Below are 23394 nucleotides of genomic sequence, written 5' to 3'. Positions count from 1 at the left end.
TAAAGAGATATGGATTAGTGAAAAAATATATACTTGACTATCCAAATCTGGAAGTAAAAAACTCATTCTCAAAACTAATATTAGAAGCAAACTATGGACTAAAAGAAGATGAATTAGAAATAGTAAATGAAATATACATAAAAATAGCGGAAAATGACATAAAAGGATTAATAGAAGAAATAAAGAAAATAATAAGTGCAATACCGTATAACTTACACAAAAAAGAAGAAAAGTATTATCACTCATTGATATTTACAATAATAGCATCAGCAGGAATAGATGTAAAAGCAGAAGAATTAACAAACTTAGGACGAAGTGACCTTGTAATAGATTTTGATGAAAGGATATATCTTTTTGAAATAAAAGTGGATAAAAGCGCAATTGATGCAATAAACCAGATAAAAGAAAAGAAATATTATGAAAAATACAAAGGAAAAGAAATATATATAATAGGGATAAACATAGATTCAGAAAAAAGGAATATTGATGATTATATAATAGAAAAGATATAACTGCACACAATCTTGAATTAACAAAATCCCCATTCATGGGGATTTTGTAATAAGGATTTATCAATAATCTCATCAATTAACTTTCATCAAAAATGTTTTCAATTAGCTTTTAATACAGCTAATGCCAATGATGCTAATTTTGATTCCGCGGTATCAGCCCTTGATACTATAACAATAGGTGCTTTTGCACCAAGAACAAGTCCAGCTATTTTTCCATTTGCCAGATATACTGCAGATTTTCCTAATACATTTCCTGCATGTATATCAGGAACAACCAATATATCAGCGTTTCCGGCAACATCACTTTTTATCTTTTTAATTTTAGCTGCCATTTCACTTAAAGCATTATCAAGAGCTAATGGACCATCTACTAAACATCCTTTTATTTGCCCTCTTTTATTCATTTGAGTTATTATTGCAGCCTCAAGTGTTTCTGGCATGTCTGGATTAACTACTTCAACGGCAGCTAATAAAGCAACTTTTGGAGTTTCTATTCCCATGGAATGAGCTAATTCTACTGCATTATTTATTATAGCAACCTTCTGATCTAATGTTGGTTTTATTATCATACCACCATCGGTAACTAATTTTAACGAATTCAATGCGTCTGTTTCTATTAATGCTACGTGACTTAATACACTACCTGTTCTTAATCCCCACTCTTTGTTTAATACAGCTTTTAATAATTTAGAAGTTTTTATTAATCCTTTCATTACAATATCAGCTGCACCAGAAGATACCAACCTTACTCCTTGTTCTGCAGCTTCTTCTTCTGTTTTAACATCAACAATATCAAATTCTTTATTTAATTCTTTTAGATGTTTTTCAATAATTTCTTTTTTACCTATTAATACAGGATCAATAAATCCCTCATCATATGCATTTGACACAGCTATTAATGCTTCTTTATCTTCTGCACCAACAACCACTACCTTTTTTTTACTAACAGTTTTTGCTTTTTCTATTACATCCTGTAACGTCTTCATTTTTTTACCCCCTTTTATTCACCAATATATAAATTTATTGTTGTTATATTAGAATTTAGCGTAGTTGAACTTTCAGAAATTAAAACAGAGCTGACATCAACATTTTGATTATCATCTGAACCAACATTAGTGTTAGACTGTAAAACTCCTATTTCTAAATTTTTTAATGGATCCAACTTTATTTTATTAAATTTGAAATAACCATCTTTATCTGTTATTGTTGAATATAATAATATTTTATTTAAGTCTTGTTTTTCCATAATTGCTACAACTCTGTTTTGTTGTCCTATTTTGGAATCTTTATTGTCATATACATATCCATCTATATCTTTATATGCTGCATTAGAATCTAAAACCATCCAAGTTCTAAAGAAAGGTGTGAATTCAATATTACCATTAAGAGATACGCCCAAATCAAGATCTATAATAATATTATACTCCCTACCAAAAAGGACGTCTGTTGTATCTAAATCAATAGAAATTTGTGTGGAGTTTACTGAAATTTCTTTATTTCCTATATCTATTGTTGAATCTAGAGTTATTTCTATCTTTGAATTTTTTAACGAACTTTCTTTATAAATTGAAATATCTTTTAATTTTTTTAAATTTCCAGCAAGTGTTAGAAAGTCTATAGTTTCATTATTAAGTAAATAAATGGTTGTTGAATCTGAAGTTAATTTTATTTCTTTTACTAATATTTCTGCTTTTGAAATATTTTCATCTGGTGAATCCGTTAAATAAAATGTTATTTTTGATATTTTATCATTTGAATATGTTTCAAAACATGCAGTTAAAACAAAAGAAATTAATACTAACAAAATTATGAACAATTTTTTCATAAAATCATCCCCTTATTTATTATAGGCTGTCTAAAAAGTCTCAAATGAAACGAAGACTCGAAGATTGCCCTTAAAATTGTGAATGTAAGCCGTCAAAATTACATGGAAGTAATTTTGAGCGAAACAATACACGATGTATTGTTTGAGCGACGGCTGAGAATGAATAATTTTAAGGATAATCGCTGTCTGAGTGAATTTGACTTTTTAGACATCGTAATTTATTATATTAAACTAAATAATATTGATAATATTAATACTAATATTATTATAACATTAGCATATTGTGTATAAAAAGTTTTTGTATTTTCTGTCTGAACATAAAAATTTTCATTTGAATATGTTTTAATAGGAAGCGTTTTGACGATTCTACCATATTTATCGATTATTCCAGTAATACCAGTATTTGAAACCTGAATAAATGTTCTTCTATTTTCAACAGCTCTAAATATACTCTTTGAAAAATGCTGAATTAATGCTGTTTTATGACTGAACCAACCATCATTTGAAATTGCTATTAAAAATTGTGCACCATTTTTTACAAAGTTTCTTGATATTTCAGGAAAATAAGTCTCAAAACAAATTTGAACACTAAATCTTTTATCTTTTATATTTAGTGTGGAAAATTCCTTACCTGGGGTATAATAATTTACCAGTTTAAAGAATGAAAATATTCTAAATACACTTTCATATGGCAAAAATTCTGCAAATGGCATTAGTTTTATTTTATTATAAATCTTTTCTATTTCTCCATTTTTATTTATATATAAAGCACTATTATAAAACTCGCGTTTTTCAAAATCAACAGTTGGAAAACCTATTATCCAATTTTTATTTGAAATTTTTACAGCTTCCTGTATTATTCTGAATATATCGGAATCTCTAATATCTTTTATAAATACGGCTTCGGGCAAAATTAGCAAATCAGTTTTATCATTATTTTCCTGTAAATAATTTGATATTTCAACATATGAGCTCCAAGTATTATCGGAATATTTTACTTCCTGTGGAACATTTGTTTGAAAAACACTAACCTTTATGGAGTTTTTATCTGTTTTTATCAATGGTAATTTTTCGTTTATAGAAAAATTTATTATATATAATATACCTATTATTACAATTGCATATTTTTTCCTATTTCTATTGGGAATAAAGGCTATTATAGAATTAACAATCAGTATTAAAATGGTTAATCCGATTGTTCCTGTATATGGTAAAATTTGTAAAAATCCAGTATGTAAATACAAAGCATCCGAAAGATTACCTCCTGTAAAAGCAAAATCACCAAATTCTTTTAATATTTCTGCTGCTGCATATGAAAAAACAGAAAACAATATGAGTGATTTAAATTTTATAACTCTCGATTTTCTAAAATATAATTCGCCTAAAAACCAGATAATATAATATGGAAATGTTAAAATAAATATCATTAGAAGAAAAGAAAGAAAACCTATATACCCTGGAAATGAATTAATTACCTCTGGAATATTTTTTGTCAACACAGGTATTTCCCACCATAATGTGGAAAACATTAAAGAATATGAATATAAAAAAACTTTAAATAATCTTTCAAAGGTACCTTTAGATTTTGAAAATGAATATAAAAATGGGGCTACAGAAAACCAGATAAAAAATGAAAAAAGGTTTCCGGGCATTGAAAGACCTGTTAATATACCAGAAATTATTGGTAATAAATAATTCAGAAAAATCACTCCTCTATAAAACGAAAATCCACAACATGAAATGTAGATAATCTATCATTTTTAGATTTTTTCCATACTATTTTTATTGGAGCTGCAAATTCTGGTTGCAATCTTCCTTTTTCTATCCAATATTTTGATTCTTCATTTCCATATATTCCTGGATTTGCAATAACAGTTAATTCTATGGGTTTATTCACATAGTATACTTCATCTATGCTTTTTTCGTTTTTTAAAATCTCTACAATCTCGTTATATATTTCTTTAGGAGGATGTGGCTTGATGTTTATTAAAGCTATATTTTTTGATAAAGGTCCTATTATTTTTACGTTGGCAATTTCACGTTTATAATCATATTTATCTAAAATATCATGAATTATTTCATTTGCAAAAGAAACGGCTCTTCCATGATAGTCCATATTAATCAATAATTTCAATAAATGTTTTAATTTACATCCCTCTCTGTGAGCGTTTTCACCAACACGTCTTATATTTAAATTATATTTTTTCACTATCATTCTCAATTCATCTTTTGTCAATCCAATAATAGGTGAATATAGATTGTTCATAACTTTTATGCACGTTTTCCCCCACGAGTCCGATTGATTGGCTCCTGTTGCAACCAGATTATTTTTTGCAATATCCTTTACGCCAGACATTTTTAACTGTTTTGTACATTGATTACAATTTGGTCCTTTTTTCATTATTTTGTATTGGGCCTGATGTTTGTCTGAAAATTCTATTTCTAATCCTAATTCTTTAGCGGTTTTTAACACAGATTCAATACTTTTTGAATATGCAAATGGACCAAACAAAACATTTACTAATTTAACTTTTTCTGAACCAAGTGCTTCTTTTGCTAAAAAAGCTGCTATGGTACTGTCCATTCCTCCAGAAAAAGCTACATATAAAGTATTGTCTTTTACAATTTCTTTTATTTCAGCTTTAATCTGTTCTATTTTCAAATTTAAACTTGCATCCATTTTAATGATATATCATCACTCCTTATATATAAGTTTGCATAACTCATTTCACAAAAAGCACCTGGATTTATACATCTTATTCCATTGATAATTATATCGCTTTTTCTATGAGAATGCCCATAAATAAGAATATCAATTTTTTGAAATCTTTTTATTAATTTTTCAGGATCGCCCCAACCAGCTTGATGACCATGAATCATACCTATATTATAATTTCCTAATCTTATAACCCTTTTTTCTGGTAAAGCATATTTTATATCATAATAATCAACATTACCAAAAACTCCGTAAAATATAGGCTTTTGTGCTTGGAAATAAAACAAAACATCTTCTTCTACAAAATCGCCTGTCGCTATTACATAATCATATTCAGAAAAATTAATTTTTTCTAAATTTTCGTATCTATTTCTTGTTGGAATATGTATATCGGAAATCAATAGAATTTTTATCATATTATCACCCATAGCTATTATACCAAATTTATTTAAAAAAATCATTCATATTTTGAATAAAATATAAAAATTTTTCTTAGGGGCTTGATTAAAATAAAAATTTAAAGTATAATATATGTTGAGACGCACCTGTAGCTCAATTGGATAGAGCGTCGGACTTCGGATCCGCAGGTTGGGGGTTCAAATCCCTCCAGGTGCGCCAATTCCACTAATACACGTAGAAATAGTAGTAAAAAAAGGGAGGTAAGATTTATGGCAGAAGTAGAAGTATTAAAAGTTGCTGCGAACTCAAAACCTATAGCTATAGCAGGGGCATTAGCCGCAATTATAAGGGAAAAGGGGAAAGCTGAAATTCAGGCTATTGGTGCAGGAGCAGTTAACCAAGCAGTTAAAGCTGTGGCAATTGCAAGGGGGTATGTTGCGCCAAGTGGTATTGATTTAGTATGTATTCCAGCATTTGTAGATGTTAAAATCGATAGTGAAGAAAGAACAGCTATTAAATTTGTTGTTCAACCAAGATCATAACAATTAAAAAAAGTGCCAGCTGGCACTTTTTTTAATTGGAGACTTTAATATACAACAAATATTATATAAATTTATTCTTGTTCTATTGTATTTTCTTCAAAGAAAAACCTTGTAATTTTTTGTACAGTTTCAAAAACATCTGCCTCTTCTTTTTCTAATTTAGTATCTCTTGATATAACCAAAATATAATCTAAAGTGCCATTTTTTAAATATGGCATAATATATTTTATATTAAATACTTCGTAATATGCTTTTTGTTCATCTGTAAAATTAAATATATTAAAAGCCTTTCCATCATTTAAATCCTTTTCCATATTTTCGAAAAGTTCTAATTCATCTGGAAGGCTTAATTTTCCGAATTTTTTTAGTAATTTTCTATCAGTAGAGTATAAACCGGCTGTGGAAAAAAATATTTCAGAAATACTGCTTAATAATGTATCCATAAAAATTTTTTCGTCCATTTTTTTTGATAGCATTTTTACAATGCTTTCTATACCGGATAATTGATATGAGAGTCTGTCAACAACCATTTCGAGTCTATATTTTTCATATAATTCTTCTTCTTTATCAAATAGCATACTTATCATTCGTATCATATTTTTATCTTTAAATTTTCCATCAAAAAGAAGATATGTATTAAATGGAAATCTTAATATATTAACTTCTTCAAGTTTTAGAAGTAATTCTTCAAAAGTATCATAAGATAATTGTTCTGGATTATATCCTTTTGAATCAAGAATAATCCATTTATCCTTTTCTGAACGTACAATAAGCATTTTTGTACTTTTTGATTCTTTTAGTAACAAATCCCCAAGTATATTATAAAATGAAGGTGTTCCAAGATATATAGCTAATTGATATACAATATTATTCATAAATATTCCCCCTTTATATATTTATACCATCAAAATTATCATAAAGAATTTTTATATAACTACCGATTTTATCAACCTCTTCTAATATTTCTTTAGTATTGATTAAAAAGTTTTGTATTGAAGCACTTATTTCCTGTGCTGTTGCTGCACTTTCTTCAGATATTGCCAGCAAGCTTTCTATATTTTGTGTGGTATTTTCCAATTTTGATTCTTCCTCTTTTAACTTTGATATTAGTATGCTCATTTCAGATGAAATTCTTGAAATTTCTTCACTTGCAACTTTGTTTTCAGTTGAATTATGTTTTAACATTTCTGATTGTTTTTTCATTTCATCAAATTCATTTGTAAGTTTTTGAGTTAAATCGTTTATTCCTGATGAAACAGAATTTAAAAATTCTGATATATTATTTGCTGATTTTTTTGATTCTTCTGCTAATTTTCTAATTTCATCAGCAACTACAGCAAAGCCTTTTCCTGCTTCGCCTGCTCTTGCAGCTTCTATTGCGGCATTTAAAGCTAATAGGTTTGTTTGTTCTGCTATACTCATAACAGCTCCTGCAATTTCTTTTATTTGTTCTGCTTCATTTTGAAGTTTATCTCCAAGATCAACCAATTGTTTAAATCTGTCACTCATTTCCAATATACCATTAGAGGATTCTTCAACGTTTATAGATGAATTTATTATTGACTTTACAGCATTATTCAAAGAATTTACCATTTCGTTCTCTTTTTCTACTATTTCAGATAAAGTTTCAACATTAGAATTTATAGCTTCAGATACATTTTCTGTATCAGAACTAATCTGTACTGATGTATCTGCAACCTGTTGTGCAAGGTCCTGCATAGTATCAATTAAATCCTTTAAATTTTGAGCAGAGTTTGTTACAGAATTTACAGAACCCTCAATTTCCTGAACATCTCCGGTAACTCCAAGTAAAATTTTTCTTAATTCATCGGTTAATACGTAAAATTCATCGGTAACTTCAGAAATTTCTTTTGCGCCTTTTACTACAACAGGATAATCAAAATTTTTCTTTTCATAATTTTTAAATATATCTTTTATTATATTTCTACCTTTTCTATAATCAAAAACACTTAAAAAAGTTAAAATTCCCATAATAATAGCTGTAAATAATCCAGCGAATAATTTATTATCAATAAATGTAAAAGAAAAATAAGATATTATAAATGCAAAAATAGGCATTAATACCACGAACAACTTTTCAAATGTTTTAAAAATTCCTAAAGATAATATATTAAAAATAGACATTTTTTCAATTTTTACATAAGGTTTTTCACCAATAATTTTAACCTTTAAAACATTTAAGCCATTTTCCTGTTTTTCTTCAACTTTGATTACTTCAATTTTTTCATTAAAATAATCAGATACTCCTTCAATTAGTCCAAGAAAATACGGAGAAAAATCTCTTTTAGATTTATAGGTTAAATAAGCACTTTTTTCATTTATTGGTTCATAAATAATGCGTGGAGGAACTAAACCTTTCAATCTTCTTGTTAGTAATAAATGGACGGTATCCATTGCTGCTAAGAACGATAATGCAGAAGGTTTTTTAAAGAAAAGAGGATACCATCTTGAGAAAGTATTTATATTTTCTCTACCAGTTTTTTTCATCATTTCAAAACGAGATATTCCTACTGAATCTGCAATATCTTTAATAATCTTTTCCAGTAAATTTTCATCAAAATCAGCTAAAGGATTTCCTTTATCAGTTTTATCAATATTATTTTTCTTCAATACTTGTTCTATTTTATCTTGACCAAAAAGATTTTCCCATGTTTCAATCCATGTAAAAACTAATAATTTTTTCATGGTATCAACTCCTATTATAAAATTTAAATTAATTTTCATATTAAATTATACCACATTTTTTATTTTATGTTATAATATAATTTGTATATCGGGGAGTAGCGCAGATGGTAGCGTGTCAAATTCGGGATTTGAAGGTCGCCGGTTCGACTCCGGTCTCCCCGACCAAAATGCCTGGATTTAATCCAGGCATTTTTTATATAAAAGATAAAACCGGAATTCCGGTTTTATCTTTTATAACCAGTAATATTTCTTAAAAATTCATATCTTTTCTTTTTATCTTCTTCTCCTTCAATTCCTAATGGCGATTGTCCATCAACTACTCCAATGACGCCCCTTCCTAAGTCTGTTTCAGCTACCAATACCTGCAGAGGATTTGCTGTTGCTGCAAAAATATTTACAATTTCCTGAATCTGTTTTAATCTCGAGAGTATATTTATAGGATATCCGTTTCTTATTATCAAAATAAAAAAGTGTCCTGCTCCAACATTTTTAGCATTTTCTATAGCTATCTCTATTAATTCTTTATCATTTCCATCAAATCTAACCAATCGTGGTCCGCTTGCCTCGTTAAAAGCAAGACCAAATTTCATGTGTGGAACTGTTGTTACGATAGTTTCATATATATCTTCAACAGTTTTTATGAAATGAGATTGTCCAACAATAACATTACAATCGGATGGAAATTTGATATCGACAGCCTCAAATTTTAAATTCATTAATGTCACCTCCGAATTTATTTATTTTTTCCCAAATAATTTTTATTTCATTATGATATTTTTCAAAAACTTTTAAAATTTCCGGATGAAAATGTTCAGGCATTGTTCTATTATCTCCTTTTAATATAATTTGAACAGTTTTTTCGTGAGAAAAAGCTTTTTTATAGGGTCTATTATCCCTTAAAGCATCATAAATATCAGCAATTTTAACTATTGATGCTTCAATAGGGATTTGATCACACTTTAAACCGAACGGATAACCGCTACCATCACAATTTTCATGGTGATATAAAGCTATATTTAATGCTTCTTTAAAATAATCATCGCCAGATAATAGTTTTTTTGAGTATAATGGATGTTTTTTCATCTCTTCCCATTCTTCATCGGTTAGTTTATCTTTTTTAGTAAGAATTTCATATGGGACATATACTTTGCCAATATCATGAAGTGGTGCAAATTTTCTTATTTTGTTAATAAAATTTTTGTCGTATTCCATTTTTTCTGCAATAAAAGCGGATATTTCTCCTACTCTATATATATGTTTTCCTGTGATATCATCATGTCCTTCAGCTATAGAGGCTAACTTTTCTGCAAATTTAAAATAAATATTCTCTATTTTTGTCATTTCAAATTTTTTGTTTAAAAATATTTTTGCAAGATTTGCATAAGCTTTAAATATTTCTTTACTTTCATTTGAAAAACCTTTTTCATCTGGTGTTTCCAATGAAATAAGTAATAAGCAACCTTCTAATTTTGAAGAATATAACATTGCATATTCAAATTTTTTTGTAGCTTTTTTTAAACTATTATAAATTTCTGTATCGATATTTTCTTTGTCTATTTCAAATATTTCATTGTAAGTTACAATTTTTACTGTTTCATAGAAATCAGAAAAATCAAAATTATTAACAGGTATATTTAATGATTTTAATATGTTAATATCATGTCCAACAGCAGCTATATATTCCCATTTATTATCTTTTAAAATTGACATACTTCCATATTTTGCTTCTTTTATATGAAGAATTAAATATTCTAAAACAGATTTGAAATATTCATCTATATTTAATTTTTCATTATCTATTTGATTTATTAAAGATAAAAAATTATAAAAAGTTTTATTAATCTTTTCATTAGTGTAATACATCAACTTTAGCTGATTATTTAACATTTTTAAATTTGTAATAGAAGCAGTTACGCTACCTAACAGTTTACTATAAGATATGCTTATTTCATTAATTTCTTGGAGATTCGATTTTGGTAAAATAAATCCTTCAAATTTTTGCTTATTAAGATTTAATGTAAAATCTTTTGTTATTTTGGATAATGCATTTATAGGATATATGATTTCTTTTATTAAATACCTTTTTAAAAGATAAAGAATAATAAATATTATAATGACAAAGGAGAAAAAATAAGAAATTGATCTTATAAAAGCCTTTTTAATAATATTTTTATCATTAAACTGATAGACTAAATAAATATTATTTATTTTAGCATAATAAAAAGTTTTTCCATTTTCTTTTATTGAACCAAAAATATCTATCAAATCTTTTTTTATTAAATCATTCATTTTCTTTACTTTAGAATTATTAAAAATAACTTCCCCGTCATTATTTATAATATATAAATTTTCATCTTCTTTTAAATTAAAAGTTTTTAATATTTTAAGTAAATTATCATATTTTAAATCAAGAGCTAAAACTCCTATTAATTCGTTATTTTCATTAAATACAGCTTTTGAAATAGTTATAACTATTTTTGTTTTTTCAATATCAGCATATGAATTTGTAAGAGAAAAATTTTCTTTTAAGGCATCTTTATACCATTTTTTATCTTTAAGATTAAAATTTTCTGGAATACTGATTTCAGGATAAATATATAACTGTCCAGATTTATTGGCAAAAAATATGTATTCTATATCCGCTTTATAAAATTCGTATGTTGTTTTTAATATTTCATTTATATTAACATGATCATTGCTTTTTATTTTATTAGAAACTGTATTTATTAAGTTTACTTTATTCTGAAGATTTAAATTTATTACTGATTTTAAATCTAATATTTTAGATTTTATTAAGGTGGTTTCATTTCTAATATTCATATAATAAATCTTTGCAGAAAAATATGTGGATAATAGTAAAATTGGAATTAAAAAATATATAAAGCTAATTCTCATAAAAGCATTTTTTATACTATACATATTTTCACCACCAGAATATCTTTTTCTTTAATTATAACATAAAAAATACTTTTACAATAAATATAATTTGAACAAGTTGATTAAAATAAAAAAGCTCCCTACGGGAGCCTTTTTATTTAATCTTCTAATTTTTTATAAACAAACCACCAATCATATCCTTCATAATTCTTTAATCTTTCTTCTGCTGATTTCACATCTGAAGCTGGTGGAATAATAACTTTGTCTCCTATTAATTCGTTATTTGGCCAATTTGCAGGCATAGCAGCTTTAGATTTATCAGATAATTGAAGTGCTTTTACTGCTCTTAAAATTTCATCTAAGTTTCTTCCTAATTCTGGTGGATAATAAATAATTGCTCTTACAGTGCCATTTGGATCTACAATAAATACAGCTCTAACTGTGTGTGAAGCTGAAGCATGGATTAATCCTAATCTTTCTGCTACTTGCCCCCTGTCATCTGCAATAACAGGATATTGAATTTCTACATTCATTTTTTCTTTTATCCAGTTAATCCAACTGATATGAGAAAAAACCTGATCAATACTTAAACCTATTAATTCTGTGTTTAACTTTTTAAACTCATCATATCTTTTTTGGAATCCTACAAATTCTGTTGTACAAACAGGTGTAAAATCAGCTGGATGACTAAATAATACAAACCATTTTCCTTTAAATGCTTCTGGTAATTTCATTTTTCCATGTGTTGTAACAACTTCTAATTCTGGGAATTTTTCTCCTATTAATGGTATATTTGCCATTTAAAACACCTCCATTTTATTTTTGTAATTATTTCATTTTTATTATAACTCTTTTTTTGGTTTAAGTCAACTATAAATATTAAAAAACATTTGCAAATATATTAAAAAAAGCAGCTAATTTCTCAGCTGCTTAATTATAATTATTCTGGTTTATTATTCAATATTTTTTCAATTTCTTCCATTATTTCATCTGAAAGTTTTTCTTTTATTTCAACTGCCTTCATATTATCTTTGACCTGTTCTACTCTACTTGCACCTGTTATAACTGTTGAAACATTTTGATTTTTTAATAACCATGCTAATGCTAATTGAGCCATAGTTGCATCTAAATCTTTTGCAATTTCAGACAACTTTCTAACTTTTTCAATATTTTCATCTGTTAATAGTCCTTTTTCTTTTAAATGTGAAGATAAATGAGAAAATCTTGACAATCTACTATCTTCTGGTATTCCATCATTGTATTTTCCTGTTAAAATTCCACTTGCTAAAGGACTCCATGTAGTTAAACCTAAACCATATTTTTCATATAAAGGCTTAAACTCTTTTTCAACTTTTTCTCTTACAAACATATTGTATTGAGGTTGTTCCATGGTTGGTGGAATACAATTTAATTCTTTAGCTGCTTCAAATGCTGCCTCTATTTGCTCTGCATTCCATTCTGATGTTCCCCAATACATAGCCAAACCATTTCTAATAATGTAATCCATGGCTAAAACTGTTTCTTCTATAGGAGTTTCTGGATCAGGTCTGTGACAGAAAATTAAATCTACATAGTCTAATTGTAATCTTTTTAATGAATTCCATGTTCCTTCTAATAAATGTTTTCTCGATAAGCCTCTATCATTTGGTCCATTTCCACCCCAGAAAATTTTTGTAGAAATTACTAAATCTGTTCTTTTATATTCTTTTAAAGCCATACCCATTAGAGATTCAGATAATCCATTTGCATATGCTTCAGCATTATCGAAAAAGTTAACTCCGTGATTAAATGCTTCTTTCATACAGGCTTTTACATTTTCAACATCTAACTGATTGCCAAATGTTAACCATGAACCAAAAGATAATTCACTTACCTTTATTCCCGCTTTTCCAAGTCTTCTATATTCCATAAAATCTTCCCCCTTAAATTTAGTTTGTTATACTAATTATAACATATTTATTTTTAATATCAAAATATTTTAGGAGAGCGATAGCTCAAAAGTTTTTTATTAAAAACCAATTTTTTAATTTGAGACTTTTTTGACATCCTAATGATTATAGGTATATTATAAATGCACCAAATATTAATAGAATAGTTCCAAAAACTCTGATAGCAACTTTTTCTTTAAAAATAACTTTTGCAAAAAAAGCTGTTATTAAAGATGAAGTCATTGATATAGGTTCGGCAATACTTACATCAATATATTTGAACATATTTAGCAAAGCAATATATGAATATGCATTTGAAATACCGCCGCTTATTAGAGAAGAAAATTTTCTTTTAATTATATTTATATGTGGTTTTATTGATTTATACTTTATAATAGTTATTATAAAAAAGTATATGCTTACAATTAAATATATTGATATAGAATAACTCAGCGAATCTATATTTTTAACAAAATATCCATCAATTGTTCGACCAATTGCCATTAAACCTGAGGATAGTAACATGGAAACAGCGCCTTTACTTTTAAGAATATTCTTATATGATTCTTTTAAATTAATGTCCTTTTTTAAATATGAAACGCCATATAGCATTAATAAACTTCCTAATATTTTGGTAATTGTTATTTTTTCATTTAAAAATATAGCTGTTGTTATAATCAAGAATATAACATTCATATTATATAGCGGTGCAATTACAGAGGTATCTTCATTTGCTAAGGCATAAACATATAAAAAAAATGATAATGAATAGATGGTGCCACTAAATATTGCTGATTTTAATGACAATATCGTTATATAATTAAAAAATGGGAAAAATGCCAAAAATGAAAAAAAGAAAAAAGCCCACGAAGAAAGTATTTCATCTTCATGGGTTGCTATTTTTTTACCTGCAATTCTTTCATAACCTAATAATGTTATTCTTATGATTAACCATAAATACACCATTTTAATCATCCTAATGCATTATCAAGTATCATCATTAATAAAAACCCAATAATTAAAGAAAAAGTTGCAGCCCTTTCATAACCATGTGAATGTGTTTCTGGAATAATTTCATCGCTAATAACATACAACATAGCACCCGCTGCAAGAGCAAGGAAAAACGGCAATGCTGGTCTCATTAATACAATAAATCCCGCTCCAATTATTCCACCTATTGGTTCAACCCATCCAGAAAATGCAGAATACCAAAAAGCTTGTTTCTTAGTATATCCTGCTTTTAAAAAGGATACTGCCGTTGCTGTACCTTCTGGAATATTTTGAATACCTATTGCGGTTGCTACAACTATACCATTTTTTATCATATCTGTTGTGCCACCGCCAAAACTAACTCCAACTGCCATACCTTCAGGAAAATTATGCAAAGTTATAGCAATTACAAAAAGCCATACTTTCTTTACAACATCCATATTTGGCCCTTCATGCCCTTTTAAAAAATGTTCATGTGGAGCAAATGTGTCCATTAATTCTAAAATTACCGCTCCTACTATTATACCTATTACTGTAATAGTAATTCCACCTAAATCTATTGCCGGAACAATTAATGAAAACATTGTCGCAGCAAGCATAACTCCTGCTGCAAAGCCTAATGCCATATCAAGTTGTTTTTCTGTCATTGTTTTTTTCATAAAAAAAATCGGCAATGCACCAAGTGATGTAGCACTACCAGCTATTAAACTCGCTAATGCTCCATACATAAATATCTGACTTCCAGTTAATTCCATATATTCACCTCCATAAAATTAATTTTTTATTTACTCTTATTATATCATATTTTAAAAAAAGTTATAAGAGTGTCTAAAATTTTCTCTATAGTGATTAAATTATGCTGTGATATAAATAAAAAAATGAGGCTTTCGCCTCAAAATTCATATTCTCCTTGTAAAAAAGGAATTGGAATATATAGCTCTCTGTCTTTTTCCCATGTTCTTTCTCCAGCACTTATTGGAAGTACAAAATTTCCTGATAAAGATAAATTAATTTTATTATTATTTAATGGAAATCCATATTTTACACCAATTCCGGATAAATATAGTTGTTCATATTGATATGGGACAACAATCAATATCCTGCTGTTAAGTCCTATAGACAAATTTTTTGTAATGAAATAGTCTACATTTAAAGCTGGTGAAAACAAATAATTCCATTGCTCAGGATTTTTTTTATCTGGTTCTAATATAAAACCTAAGGAGCCTCCAATTTGAATACTATCAATATTATAACAAACACCAAAATATGGAAATAATGCACCAGATACTGCTATTCCTACTGTATAAGAAAAAATGTTAGAAAAGGAGAATATTGACAAAATCAAAATAAAAATAATAATAATTTTTTTCATTTTTCTCACTCCTTTCGTTAAGTTCTTTCATTTAAATCTTCTTTTTCTAAAACAAATAAATCTTCCACTTTACAATTAAAAAAATATGCCAATTTTAAAGCTAATGATACTGATGGAGAATATTTACCTTTTTCTATATAATTAATTGTTTGTCGTGAAACTCCTATTTTTTTTGCTAATTCCTCTTGAGTTATATCAAACATTGCTCTATATATCTTTAATTTATTTTTCATAAAACTCCCTCCTATTATAATTATAAAACTTACTTGACAAAATGTCAAGTATTTTTGATATTTAATATTAATATTATATTTCTAAATGTATACGATTTTGTTTAGTTACAGACGAATATGATTATTTTACAAATGAATTAGAATGTCTAAAATGAATTATCGAATTTCAATCTTGAATTATTTAAAGATAGTGTAACATTTTTTCTAATTATAAAAATGAATCAAATACATTTTTATATTAATATTAAGCAACGATTATATGTCATTTCTTTACTTTTAATTTGCTATAATGTAATTTAATTGAAAAGTTGTTTTTTTATAATTCAAAAAAAAAAAAAAAAAAAAAAAAAAAAAAAAAAAAAAAAAAAAAAAATTAACATTTAGGTCAAAAAAATTCATATATCGAAAAGAGGGATGTTAGTTGAATCATAAAATAAACTATTTTTTATTTATTATATTTTTTATTATCACAACATCCTTTTCTGAAAATTTAATAATAGGAGTATACAATAATCCACCTTTAACTTATTATGAAAATAATGAGTATAGTGGATTTGTTGTTGATTTAATATTAGAAATTTCAAAACGTGAAAAATGGAAAATTACGTATAAATTTGATGCTTTTGATAGATTATATAAAGATTTAAAAGAAGGAAAGATAGATATTCTTGTTGATATTGCGTATTCAGAAGAACGTGAAAAAAACATAAAATTTAATAACGAGACCGTTTTTGCAAATTGGGGTGTTTTATATACTAATGATAGCAATTTTAATTCAATATTGGATTTAAGATATAAACAGATAGCTGTTGTAAAAGATGATATTTATTATGCAGGAAAAGATGGAATTAAAAACCTATCTAAAAACTTGCATTTACATATAAATTTTCTTGAATATTCTTCCTATAAAGAAGTTCTAGAAGCAGTAAAAAGGAAAGTTGCTTATGCTGGTGTTGTTAGTAGAACTTACAATGGAAAAGTTTATAATCTTCGAAAAACTTCAATCTCTTTTTTTCCTGTTGACATAAAATATGGATTTAAAAAAGATATAGATCCAAATATTATACAAATAATAGACCATTATTTAAATAAATGGAAAGACGATGAATCTTCTATTTATTATAAATTATTAAATAAATACTTTTTAAATATTACAAATGAGATCCCTCAGTGGATTTTTTGGATATTATTTATAGGAATTTTTATTTTATTTATAACCCTATTAATGATTTACATATATAGAAAATCATTATTAAAAGCTACCAAAGAATTAAGAGAAAAGAATGAAAAATTAGAATCAACAAATGAAGAATTAATAGCAATTACCGAAGAGTTAGAAGATTTGTATAAGAAAAATGAGGAATTTTCAAATAATATTATGAAAATGATAGAAATTATGTCAAATATGAAACCTTCAATTTCAATAAATGAATTTTACAAACAAATTTTAGATGTTGCAATAAGTATAATACCTGAAGCAGATTATGGAAGTATTATATTAATTGATGCAAAAAAGAAACAAACAAGGTTTATTGCTGCTCGAGGGCATGATATTAATAAATTAAAAAAAATAAAATCGTTAATAGGGAATATACCAAACAAAGAAAATATAAGGATTGTTGAAAATATTCTTTATACTGAAAAAAGTGAATATTTTTCTGAAAAAGATATTGAACTATTGTTAAAAGCAACTGTTCCCATAAAAGAAACTTTGGTTAAAGAAATACAATTAAACAAAGATTTATGGATTAAAATTTCATTGGATATTGATAAAAGCAGCAATAAACATTTTTCTGAAAATTCATTTAAACTTTTAGATGGATTTGGAAATTTAATAAAGGCTTTTTGGATGGAAAAATCTTTAACAAGAGAAGTAAAAAATGCGTATTTAAGATTTGCAACAAAACTTTCAATAATAGCAGAAGCACATGATGATATTACAGGTAATCATATATACAGAGTTGGAAAAATTTCAAGATTTATAGCAGAAAAATTGGGATTAAATGAAGAAAAATTGGAAGAAATAGAAAGTTTTGCTCCTCTTCATGATATCGGAAAAATATTTACAGATAGATCGTTATTAAGAAAAACAGAAAGTTTATCAGATGAAGAGTTTGAAGAAATAAAAATGCATACAATATATGCCGTTAAATTATTAGATGATCCATATTTTGAAACAGCAAAAAATATAGCTCTTTATCATCATGAAAAATATGATGGAAGTGGTTACCCATTTGGATTGAAAAATGGAGAAATACCAATAGAAGCACAAATTGTTTCATTAGCTGATATATACGATGCTTTACGTTCAGAAAGAACATATAAAAAAAGATTTTCACACGATACTGCTTATAGAATAATAACAGAAGGTGATGGAAGAGTTGAGCCTTCACATTTTCATCCGAAAATTCTTGGGATTTTTAAACAATATCATTTGGTGGTTAAAGAAATTTATAAAATTCTATAGTGGGGGGAAGATTATGAAATTATCCGGAAAAATTTTAATTTTAGTATTGGGAATAACAATATTATCTGTAACTGTATTAACCCTTTTCTCTGTAAACATCTCATCAAAAACTCTAATTGAATCAAATGCTGAAAAACTTTTAGCTGTATCCAAAAAAGTTGAAATATCATTAAACCAGTATTTTAATAGTATTGATGACTTTCTTATATTAAATGCCACAAGGAAAATAATGATCCAAGATGTAGTGAAATTTGAAGAAATATATCATAACCTTGAAAAAAACTATGGAAACCCAAAAGAATTATTGCAAAAGGCGTATATTACAGATAATCCTTATCCTGTAGGCGAAAAATATAAATTAACTGAACTATCTGGAAATTATAAAGAACAACTAAAAGAATATAATTCTCTTCATAAGAGCATTCATCCAACAATAAAAAAATTTATAGATACAAAAGGATTATATGATGTTTTTCTTGTTAGTTTAGATGGAGATATTGTTTATACATATTTTAAAGAACGTGATTTTGCAACGAACCTTTTAAATGGAGAATGGAAAGATACAAATATTGCAAAATTATTTAGAGAATTGAAAAATAACGATGATAATAAGATTCATTATGTTGACTTTGAACCATATGCCCCTTCTCATGGAGCGCCTGCAGCTTTCGCAGGACTACCACTAAAAAATGAAGATAAAGTTGTAGGTTATTTTATAATTCAATTACCAATAGATAAAATAGATGCAGTATTACAGGAAAAAACTGGAATGGGTGAATCTGGAGAAACATATGCGGTAGGTCCTGACTATCTTATGAGAAGTAACTCAAGATTTGAAGATAATACAATATTAAAAAAAGAGGTAAAAACAGAAACAGTAAAAGAAGCTTTAAATGATAACTTTGGATGGAAAATAATAAATGATTATAGAGGTATAAAAGTAATAAGCGCATATATACCATTTGAACACAATGAATTAAAATGGGCAATAATTGGAGAAATAGACTATAACGAAGCAACAAAGAATGTTAAGTATATAATATATATAAGTATTATTACATTGATAATTATAGTAATTGTAAGTACATTTATCAGTGTTATATTTACCAGAAATCTTGTAAAACCATTAAAAATAGCTGTGGAAACATTTGAAAAAGTAGCAAATGGTGATTTGACAATAGAGCTTAATGTAAAAGGAAAAGATGAAATAGCAGAACTTTCAAAATCGTTAAACATTATGGTTGAAAAGTTAAGAAATTCAATAAAAGAGATTGTTAGTGTTTCAGAATCATTAAACAATTCATCAACAGATTTAGCTGCAATATCAGAAGAAAATAGTGCGAATGCACAAGAAATTTCTTCTCAGTCAGAAGTAATAAAAGAAAACACTGAATCATTATCATCAGCAATAGAAGAAGTATCTTCTGGGATAGAAGAAGTTGCAGCAAGTTCTCAAAATGTATCAAAATCAACACAAGAAATGAGTAATAGTGCAGAGGAAACATCCGATTATGCTCATGAAGGGCAAAAGAGTATGGAAAAAGTTGTAGAAAGTATGACAGGAGTTGTTAAACAAACAGAAAATGTGGCTGATATTGTATCTTCACTTGCAAATAAAGCACAAAATATAGGAGAAATAGTAGAAACAATAGGAAATATAACAGAACAGACAAATCTTCTTGCGCTAAACGCAGCAATAGAAGCTGCAAGAGCAGGAGAAGCAGGAAAAGGATTTGCAGTAGTTGCAGATGAAATTAGAAAATTAGCAGAAGAAAGTAGAAAAGCGACAGAAAAAATAGAAGAAATATTGAAAGAGATTCAGATAAATGCAAATAAAGCAAATGAAGCTACTAAAGAAGCAAATGAAGAGGTTGAAAGAACAACAACAATAGTGGAAAATACGAATAAACAATTCCAAGAAATAGCAAATAAAATAGAAATAGTAAAACAATTATCAGAAAACATAACTGCTGCTGCAGAAGAACAAAGTGCAGCAACAGAAGAAATGGCAGGTGCAGTGTCTCATGTTACAAAGAGCGTGATAGAAATAACTGAAAAAATAAAGCATATTGTTAATTCAATAGAGCAAGAAAGAGAAGGTGCAGAAGAAGTTGCAAAGGAAAGTCAAAAGCTTAATGAGCTAGCTGAAGATCTTCAAAAAATTTCTTCTAAATTTATTATTCAATAAAAATGTAGTATAATGTAAATGAGTAAAAAAGTAAATAAAATTTAAAAGGTGGTGAGAAAATGCCACAATATATAAGTATTATTTTAGATAAAGAAAAATATGCAATACCTATGATTAATGTTCAAGAAGTTGTGAAATATGAAAATATTGTAAAAGTTCCGGGTTCTGATAATTACATAATAGGGGTTATTAATTTAAGAAATAAAACTATACCTATAATGAATCTTAAAGATAAACTTAATCTTGGAAACACTATTTTAAGTGATTCAAAAATTGTTATTTTAACAAAAAAAGGAAGTAATTTGGGCATTATAGTTGATGATACTTCTGAGATAATAGATGTTGAAGATCAGGAAATAGAAAAAATAAATAATGATAAATTTTCAACAGTTATTAGAAAAAATGAACATTTGTATAAAGTTATAGAAATAGATAGACTTTTTGAAGGTAATTTTAAAGATTATAAAAAAGAAACATTAGATAAACATATAAAATATAAGCATGAGGAGTTAATTCAAATTTTAAAGTTTAAATTAGGAAATGAAATAATGGCTATTCCAGTAGAAAATGTGCAGGAAATAGTAAAGAAACCAAAGATTTACTCTATTCCAGATATGCCTAATTTCGTAAAAGGGGTTATGACATTAAGAGGCGAAATAATACAAATTATAGATTTAAATGCGCTATTTAAAAAAAATAATTTAGCTTTAAAAGAATTAATAATTATAAAAATCAATGGTACAAAATTTGGTCTTCATGTAGAAGAAGTTAAAAATATTACAAGTGTAGAAATAGAGTCTATAAACAAATTGCCTGTAACCTCGAAAAACTCGAAAGTTATAGGGGTGATAAATTTAAATGGTGAAATAATTACACTTTTAAATTTAGGAAAAATTTTTGATGAATTGGGGATAGAAATAGAAAAAATTGTATTAGATGAAAATAAAAAAAATGAAGAAACAATTGATGAATCAAAATTGTTTTTAATTTTTAAATTAATTGATGAAAAATATGCAATAGAGATAGAAAAAGTAAGAGAAGTCACAGTGTTAGGAAACGAGAACGTTAATGATGTAGTGAATATTCGAGGTGAAATAATACCTCTGATAAATTTAAATGAAAAGTTTAATGGAAAAAGCATAAACTCAAAAAATATAATAATAGTAAAAGGAAAAGAAAAAGATTTTGGATTAATTGTAGATGAAGTAGAGGAAATTACAAGAGTAAATAAAAGTAAAATAGAAAAAGTACCAGCTGAGGTTATGTCAGAAACTTCTAATGGTAAGTATTTAAAAAGTATAATCAATCAAAATTCTAATTTGACTTTTATTATTGATATTGAAAAACTGAATGTTTAGATAGTAGCATTGAAAAATTGTTTGAGCGTTATTTTTATAAAAATGAATCTTTACTTCAAAGACAAAAAACCAAATATCCAAATAGGATGTTTGGTTTTTTATTATTCTAAAACAATATTTTAAATTCATGTTGATATTAAGATAAAAAAATTAAAATAAAGATATTATTGCAAAGATGAGAATAGAATAATTATGATATAATAGATATAGATATCAAATATAAGAATAACCTCAAATAACCCGCCATAGACGTGAATATTTTCTTTGAAAATATTAAAGAGTTTAAATTTTAAAATCTTAAATCTTAATCCTATACCCCACCGTAGGTTAAATAATTACACCGTAATTATTTAATAGTTTTTTAATTTTAAAATCTTAAATTTTTATCCTAATCCCTACCGAAGGTTTGAATATTTTTTTGAAAATATTGAAAAGTTTTTATTTAAAATATTAAATTTAAATCCTATAACCCGCCGTAGGCGTGTAACACTGGAGGTGAGCGATAGCTCAATTTTAATTAAAATCCAATTTTTAATCCTAACCCCTACCGGAGGTATGTCATGTGGAGGTGAGCCATGAGAAAAAAAATACCATATGGAGAACAAAACTTTGAAAGAGTAATAATGCAAAATTATTATTACATAGATAGAACAGAATATATAGAAAAATTAGAATCATTAAATGAAAAAAATATAGTGTTTTTAAGGCCAAGGAAATTTGGAAAAACATTGTTCTTAGATACACTTTCAAAGTATTATGATATCAATTATGCAGAGAAATTTGAAAAATTATTTGGAAAATTATACATAGGAAAAAATCCAACACCATTAAAAAACAGTTATTATATATTGTATATGGACTTTTCTGGAATACAAACAGAAAATAAAGAAAAATTAATAAATAGTTTTAAAAATAAAGTTATACGTTCTCTTGATAATTTCAAATATGAATATAATATAAAAACCAAAATAGAAAAAGAACTAACAGAACCAGCAGATATTCTTGGTTCATTTCTTGATGGAATAAAGAATGAAATAAGAAAACCGATATACTTATTAATAGACGAATATGATCACTTTGCAAATGAATTATTGAGTTTTAACCTTGATTTATTCAAAGACAGCGTAACGAAACATGGATTTGTAAGAAAATTCTACGAAGAAATAAAAAAAGGAACAAAAACAATAATAGAAAGACTATTCATGACAGGTGTAAGTCCAATAATGCTCGATTCATTAACCAGTGGATTTAACATAACAATGAATATAACATTAGCACCAG

Annotated in this window: 21 protein-coding genes and 2 tRNA genes; 8 read left to right on the top strand and 15 right to left on the bottom strand. The window is 26.6% G+C overall.

Annotated features, from left to right (window positions below; genetic code table 11):
* The coding region (locus X275_RS09115) for a PD-(D/E)XK nuclease domain-containing protein (protein WP_047268496.1) at positions 1 to 512 on the top strand (512 nt) is incomplete at its 5' end.
* A gap of 98 nt (positions 513 to 610) precedes the next feature.
* Here X275_RS09115 and X275_RS09110 read toward each other — a convergent pair.
* The 5 genes from X275_RS09110 to X275_RS09090 all read right to left on the bottom strand — a co-directional run bounded on the left by X275_RS09110 (position 611) and on the right by X275_RS09090 (position 5514).
* Entirely contained in the window at positions 611 to 1498 is an 888-nt protein-coding gene (locus X275_RS09110; RefSeq protein WP_047266855.1) for a bifunctional enoyl-CoA hydratase/phosphate acetyltransferase, read from the bottom strand.
* Positions 1499 to 1512: 14 nt separating this feature from the next.
* Positions 1513 to 2337 carry a DUF4382 domain-containing protein gene (locus tag X275_RS09105; protein WP_047268514.1) on the bottom strand — a complete coding sequence of 275 codons (825 nt, stop codon included), beginning with the start codon at positions 2335 to 2337 and terminating at the stop codon, positions 1513 to 1515.
* Positions 2338 to 2558: 221 nt separating this feature from the next.
* Positions 2559 to 3989: an apolipoprotein N-acyltransferase gene (gene lnt / locus X275_RS09100; RefSeq protein ID WP_047268519.1), complete on the bottom strand. Its 1431-nt coding sequence runs from the start codon at positions 3987 to 3989 to the stop codon at positions 2559 to 2561.
* 53 nt (positions 3990 to 4042) lie between these two features.
* On the bottom strand, positions 4043 to 5017 hold the full coding sequence (locus X275_RS09095; protein ID WP_047268513.1) for an ExsB family transcriptional regulator: 975 nt from the start codon (positions 5015 to 5017) through the stop codon (positions 4043 to 4045).
* Positions 5002 to 5514 carry a metallophosphoesterase family protein gene (locus tag X275_RS09090; protein ID WP_084825172.1) on the bottom strand — a complete coding sequence of 171 codons (513 nt, stop codon included), beginning with the start codon at positions 5512 to 5514 and terminating at the stop codon, positions 5002 to 5004. The genes X275_RS09095 and X275_RS09090 overlap by 16 nt, the downstream gene beginning before the upstream one ends.
* An 80-nt stretch (positions 5515 to 5594) precedes the next feature.
* Here X275_RS09090 and X275_RS09085 point away from each other — a divergent pair.
* Together X275_RS09085 and X275_RS09080 are read left to right on the top strand one after the other, a co-directional pair.
* Positions 5595 to 5671: transfer RNA gene (locus tag X275_RS09085), tRNA-Arg, on the top strand.
* 50 nt (positions 5672 to 5721) lie between these two features.
* Positions 5722 to 5994, top strand: a complete 273-nt coding sequence (locus X275_RS09080) for a stage V sporulation protein S (RefSeq protein WP_047266852.1) — start codon at positions 5722 to 5724, stop codon at positions 5992 to 5994.
* Between the two features lie 71 nt (positions 5995 to 6065).
* Here the strand turns inward: X275_RS09080 and X275_RS09075 are convergent, their stop codons facing one another.
* Complete coding sequence (locus X275_RS09075; protein ID WP_047268512.1) at positions 6066 to 6869, bottom strand: hypothetical protein; 804 nt, start codon at positions 6867 to 6869, stop codon at positions 6066 to 6068.
* Between the two features lie 13 nt (positions 6870 to 6882).
* The gene (locus X275_RS09070) at positions 6883 to 8700 is read right to left on the bottom strand and encodes a heme NO-binding domain-containing protein (protein WP_047268511.1); all 1818 of its coding nucleotides are present in this window, start codon (positions 8698 to 8700) and stop codon (positions 6883 to 6885) included.
* 89 nt (positions 8701 to 8789) lie between these two features.
* Between X275_RS09070 and X275_RS09065 the strand changes: the two genes are divergently transcribed.
* Positions 8790 to 8865, top strand: a tRNA-Pro gene (locus X275_RS09065).
* Between the two features lie 59 nt (positions 8866 to 8924).
* Here the strand turns inward: X275_RS09065 and X275_RS09060 are convergent.
* The 8 genes from X275_RS09060 to X275_RS09025 form a co-directional block, all read right to left on the bottom strand.
* A complete protein-coding gene (locus tag X275_RS09060; protein WP_047268510.1) occupies positions 8925 to 9416 on the bottom strand; it encodes an adenosine-specific kinase in 492 nt (163 codons plus the stop codon).
* Positions 9400 to 11619: an HD domain-containing phosphohydrolase gene (locus X275_RS11180; protein ID WP_052913805.1), complete on the bottom strand. Its 2220-nt coding sequence runs from the start codon at positions 11617 to 11619 to the stop codon at positions 9400 to 9402. Before X275_RS11180 ends, X275_RS09060 begins: the two co-directional genes overlap by 17 nt.
* Before the next feature lie 116 nt (positions 11620 to 11735).
* Complete coding sequence (locus tag X275_RS09050; protein ID WP_047268509.1) at positions 11736 to 12377, bottom strand: peroxiredoxin; 642 nt, start codon at positions 12375 to 12377, stop codon at positions 11736 to 11738.
* A 140-nt stretch (positions 12378 to 12517) separates the two neighbouring features.
* On the bottom strand, positions 12518 to 13486 hold the full coding sequence (locus X275_RS09045; protein ID WP_047268508.1) for a potassium channel beta subunit family protein: 969 nt from the start codon (positions 13484 to 13486) through the stop codon (positions 12518 to 12520).
* 145 nt (positions 13487 to 13631) lie between these two features.
* A complete protein-coding gene (locus X275_RS09040; RefSeq protein WP_047268507.1) occupies positions 13632 to 14471 on the bottom strand; it encodes an EamA family transporter in 840 nt (279 codons plus the stop codon).
* Between the two features lie 5 nt (positions 14472 to 14476).
* On the bottom strand, positions 14477 to 15250 hold the full coding sequence (locus X275_RS09035; protein ID WP_047268506.1) for a ZIP family metal transporter: 774 nt from the start codon (positions 15248 to 15250) through the stop codon (positions 14477 to 14479).
* Between the two features lie 137 nt (positions 15251 to 15387).
* On the bottom strand, positions 15388 to 15867 hold the full coding sequence (locus X275_RS09030) for a hypothetical protein (RefSeq protein WP_047268505.1): 480 nt from the start codon (positions 15865 to 15867) through the stop codon (positions 15388 to 15390).
* Between the two features lie 17 nt (positions 15868 to 15884).
* On the bottom strand, positions 15885 to 16100 hold the full coding sequence (locus tag X275_RS09025) for a helix-turn-helix transcriptional regulator (protein WP_047268504.1): 216 nt from the start codon (positions 16098 to 16100) through the stop codon (positions 15885 to 15887).
* Positions 16101 to 16521: 421 nt separating this feature from the next.
* Between X275_RS09025 and X275_RS11395 the strand changes: the two genes are divergently transcribed.
* The 4 genes from X275_RS11395 to X275_RS09005 all read left to right on the top strand — a co-directional run.
* Positions 16522 to 18567 carry an HD domain-containing phosphohydrolase gene (locus X275_RS11395; protein WP_084825170.1) on the top strand — a complete coding sequence of 682 codons (2046 nt, stop codon included), beginning with the start codon at positions 16522 to 16524 and terminating at the stop codon, positions 18565 to 18567.
* Positions 18568 to 18580: 13 nt separating this feature from the next.
* Entirely contained in the window at positions 18581 to 20755 is a 2175-nt protein-coding gene (locus X275_RS09015; RefSeq protein WP_047268503.1) for a methyl-accepting chemotaxis protein, read from the top strand.
* 59 nt (positions 20756 to 20814) lie between these two features.
* A complete protein-coding gene (locus X275_RS09010) occupies positions 20815 to 22113 on the top strand; it encodes a chemotaxis protein CheW (protein WP_047268502.1) in 1299 nt (432 codons plus the stop codon).
* Positions 22114 to 22688: 575 nt separating this feature from the next.
* Positions 22689 to 23394 (top strand): AAA family ATPase (locus X275_RS09005; protein WP_047268501.1); only part of this gene is annotated, 706 nt, incomplete at its 3' end.

The sequence above is a fragment of the Marinitoga sp. 1197 genome (genome assembly GCF_001021165.1).
GTDB lineage: Bacteria > Thermotogota > Thermotogae > Petrotogales > Petrotogaceae > Marinitoga.
The sequence above is the reverse complement of the archived record's forward strand: the minus strand, read 5'-3'. Positions and strand labels throughout refer to the sequence as shown.

What these genes read in the sequence shown, in the direction of transcription:
- X275_RS09110 (WP_047266855.1), bottom strand. Translation starts at nt 1,498, where the DNA reads ATGAAGACGTTACAGGATGTAATAGAAAAAGCAAAAACTGTTAGTAAA.
- X275_RS09105 (WP_047268514.1), bottom strand. Translation starts at nt 2,337, where the DNA reads ATGAAAAAATTGTTCATAATTTTGTTAGTATTAATTTCTTTTGTTTTA.
- lnt (WP_047268519.1), bottom strand. Translation starts at nt 3,989, where the DNA reads ATGCCCGGAAACCTTTTTTCATTTTTTATCTGGTTTTCTGTAGCCCCA.
- X275_RS09095 (WP_047268513.1), bottom strand. Translation starts at nt 5,017, where the DNA reads ATGGATGCAAGTTTAAATTTGAAAATAGAACAGATTAAAGCTGAAATA.
- X275_RS09090 (WP_084825172.1), bottom strand. Translation starts at nt 5,514, where the DNA reads ATGATTTTTTTAAATAAATTTGGTATAATAGCTATGGGTGATAATATG.
- X275_RS09080 (WP_047266852.1), top strand. Translation starts at nt 5,722, where the DNA reads ATGGCAGAAGTAGAAGTATTAAAAGTTGCTGCGAACTCAAAACCTATA.
- X275_RS09075 (WP_047268512.1), bottom strand. Translation starts at nt 6,869, where the DNA reads ATGAATAATATTGTATATCAATTAGCTATATATCTTGGAACACCTTCA.
- X275_RS09070 (WP_047268511.1), bottom strand. Translation starts at nt 8,700, where the DNA reads ATGAAAAAATTATTAGTTTTTACATGGATTGAAACATGGGAAAATCTT.
- X275_RS09060 (WP_047268510.1), bottom strand. Translation starts at nt 9,416, where the DNA reads ATGAATTTAAAATTTGAGGCTGTCGATATCAAATTTCCATCCGATTGT.
- X275_RS11180 (WP_052913805.1), bottom strand. Translation starts at nt 11,619, where the DNA reads ATGTATAGTATAAAAAATGCTTTTATGAGAATTAGCTTTATATATTTT.
- X275_RS09050 (WP_047268509.1), bottom strand. Translation starts at nt 12,377, where the DNA reads ATGGCAAATATACCATTAATAGGAGAAAAATTCCCAGAATTAGAAGTT.
- X275_RS09045 (WP_047268508.1), bottom strand. Translation starts at nt 13,486, where the DNA reads ATGGAATATAGAAGACTTGGAAAAGCGGGAATAAAGGTAAGTGAATTA.
- X275_RS09040 (WP_047268507.1), bottom strand. Translation starts at nt 14,471, where the DNA reads ATGGTGTATTTATGGTTAATCATAAGAATAACATTATTAGGTTATGAA.
- X275_RS09035 (WP_047268506.1), bottom strand. Translation starts at nt 15,250, where the DNA reads ATGGAATTAACTGGAAGTCAGATATTTATGTATGGAGCATTAGCGAGT.
- X275_RS09030 (WP_047268505.1), bottom strand. Translation starts at nt 15,867, where the DNA reads ATGAAAAAAATTATTATTATTTTTATTTTGATTTTGTCAATATTCTCC.
- X275_RS09025 (WP_047268504.1), bottom strand. Translation starts at nt 16,100, where the DNA reads ATGAAAAATAAATTAAAGATATATAGAGCAATGTTTGATATAACTCAA.
- X275_RS09015 (WP_047268503.1), top strand. Translation starts at nt 18,581, where the DNA reads ATGAAATTATCCGGAAAAATTTTAATTTTAGTATTGGGAATAACAATA.
- X275_RS09010 (WP_047268502.1), top strand. Translation starts at nt 20,815, where the DNA reads ATGCCACAATATATAAGTATTATTTTAGATAAAGAAAAATATGCAATA.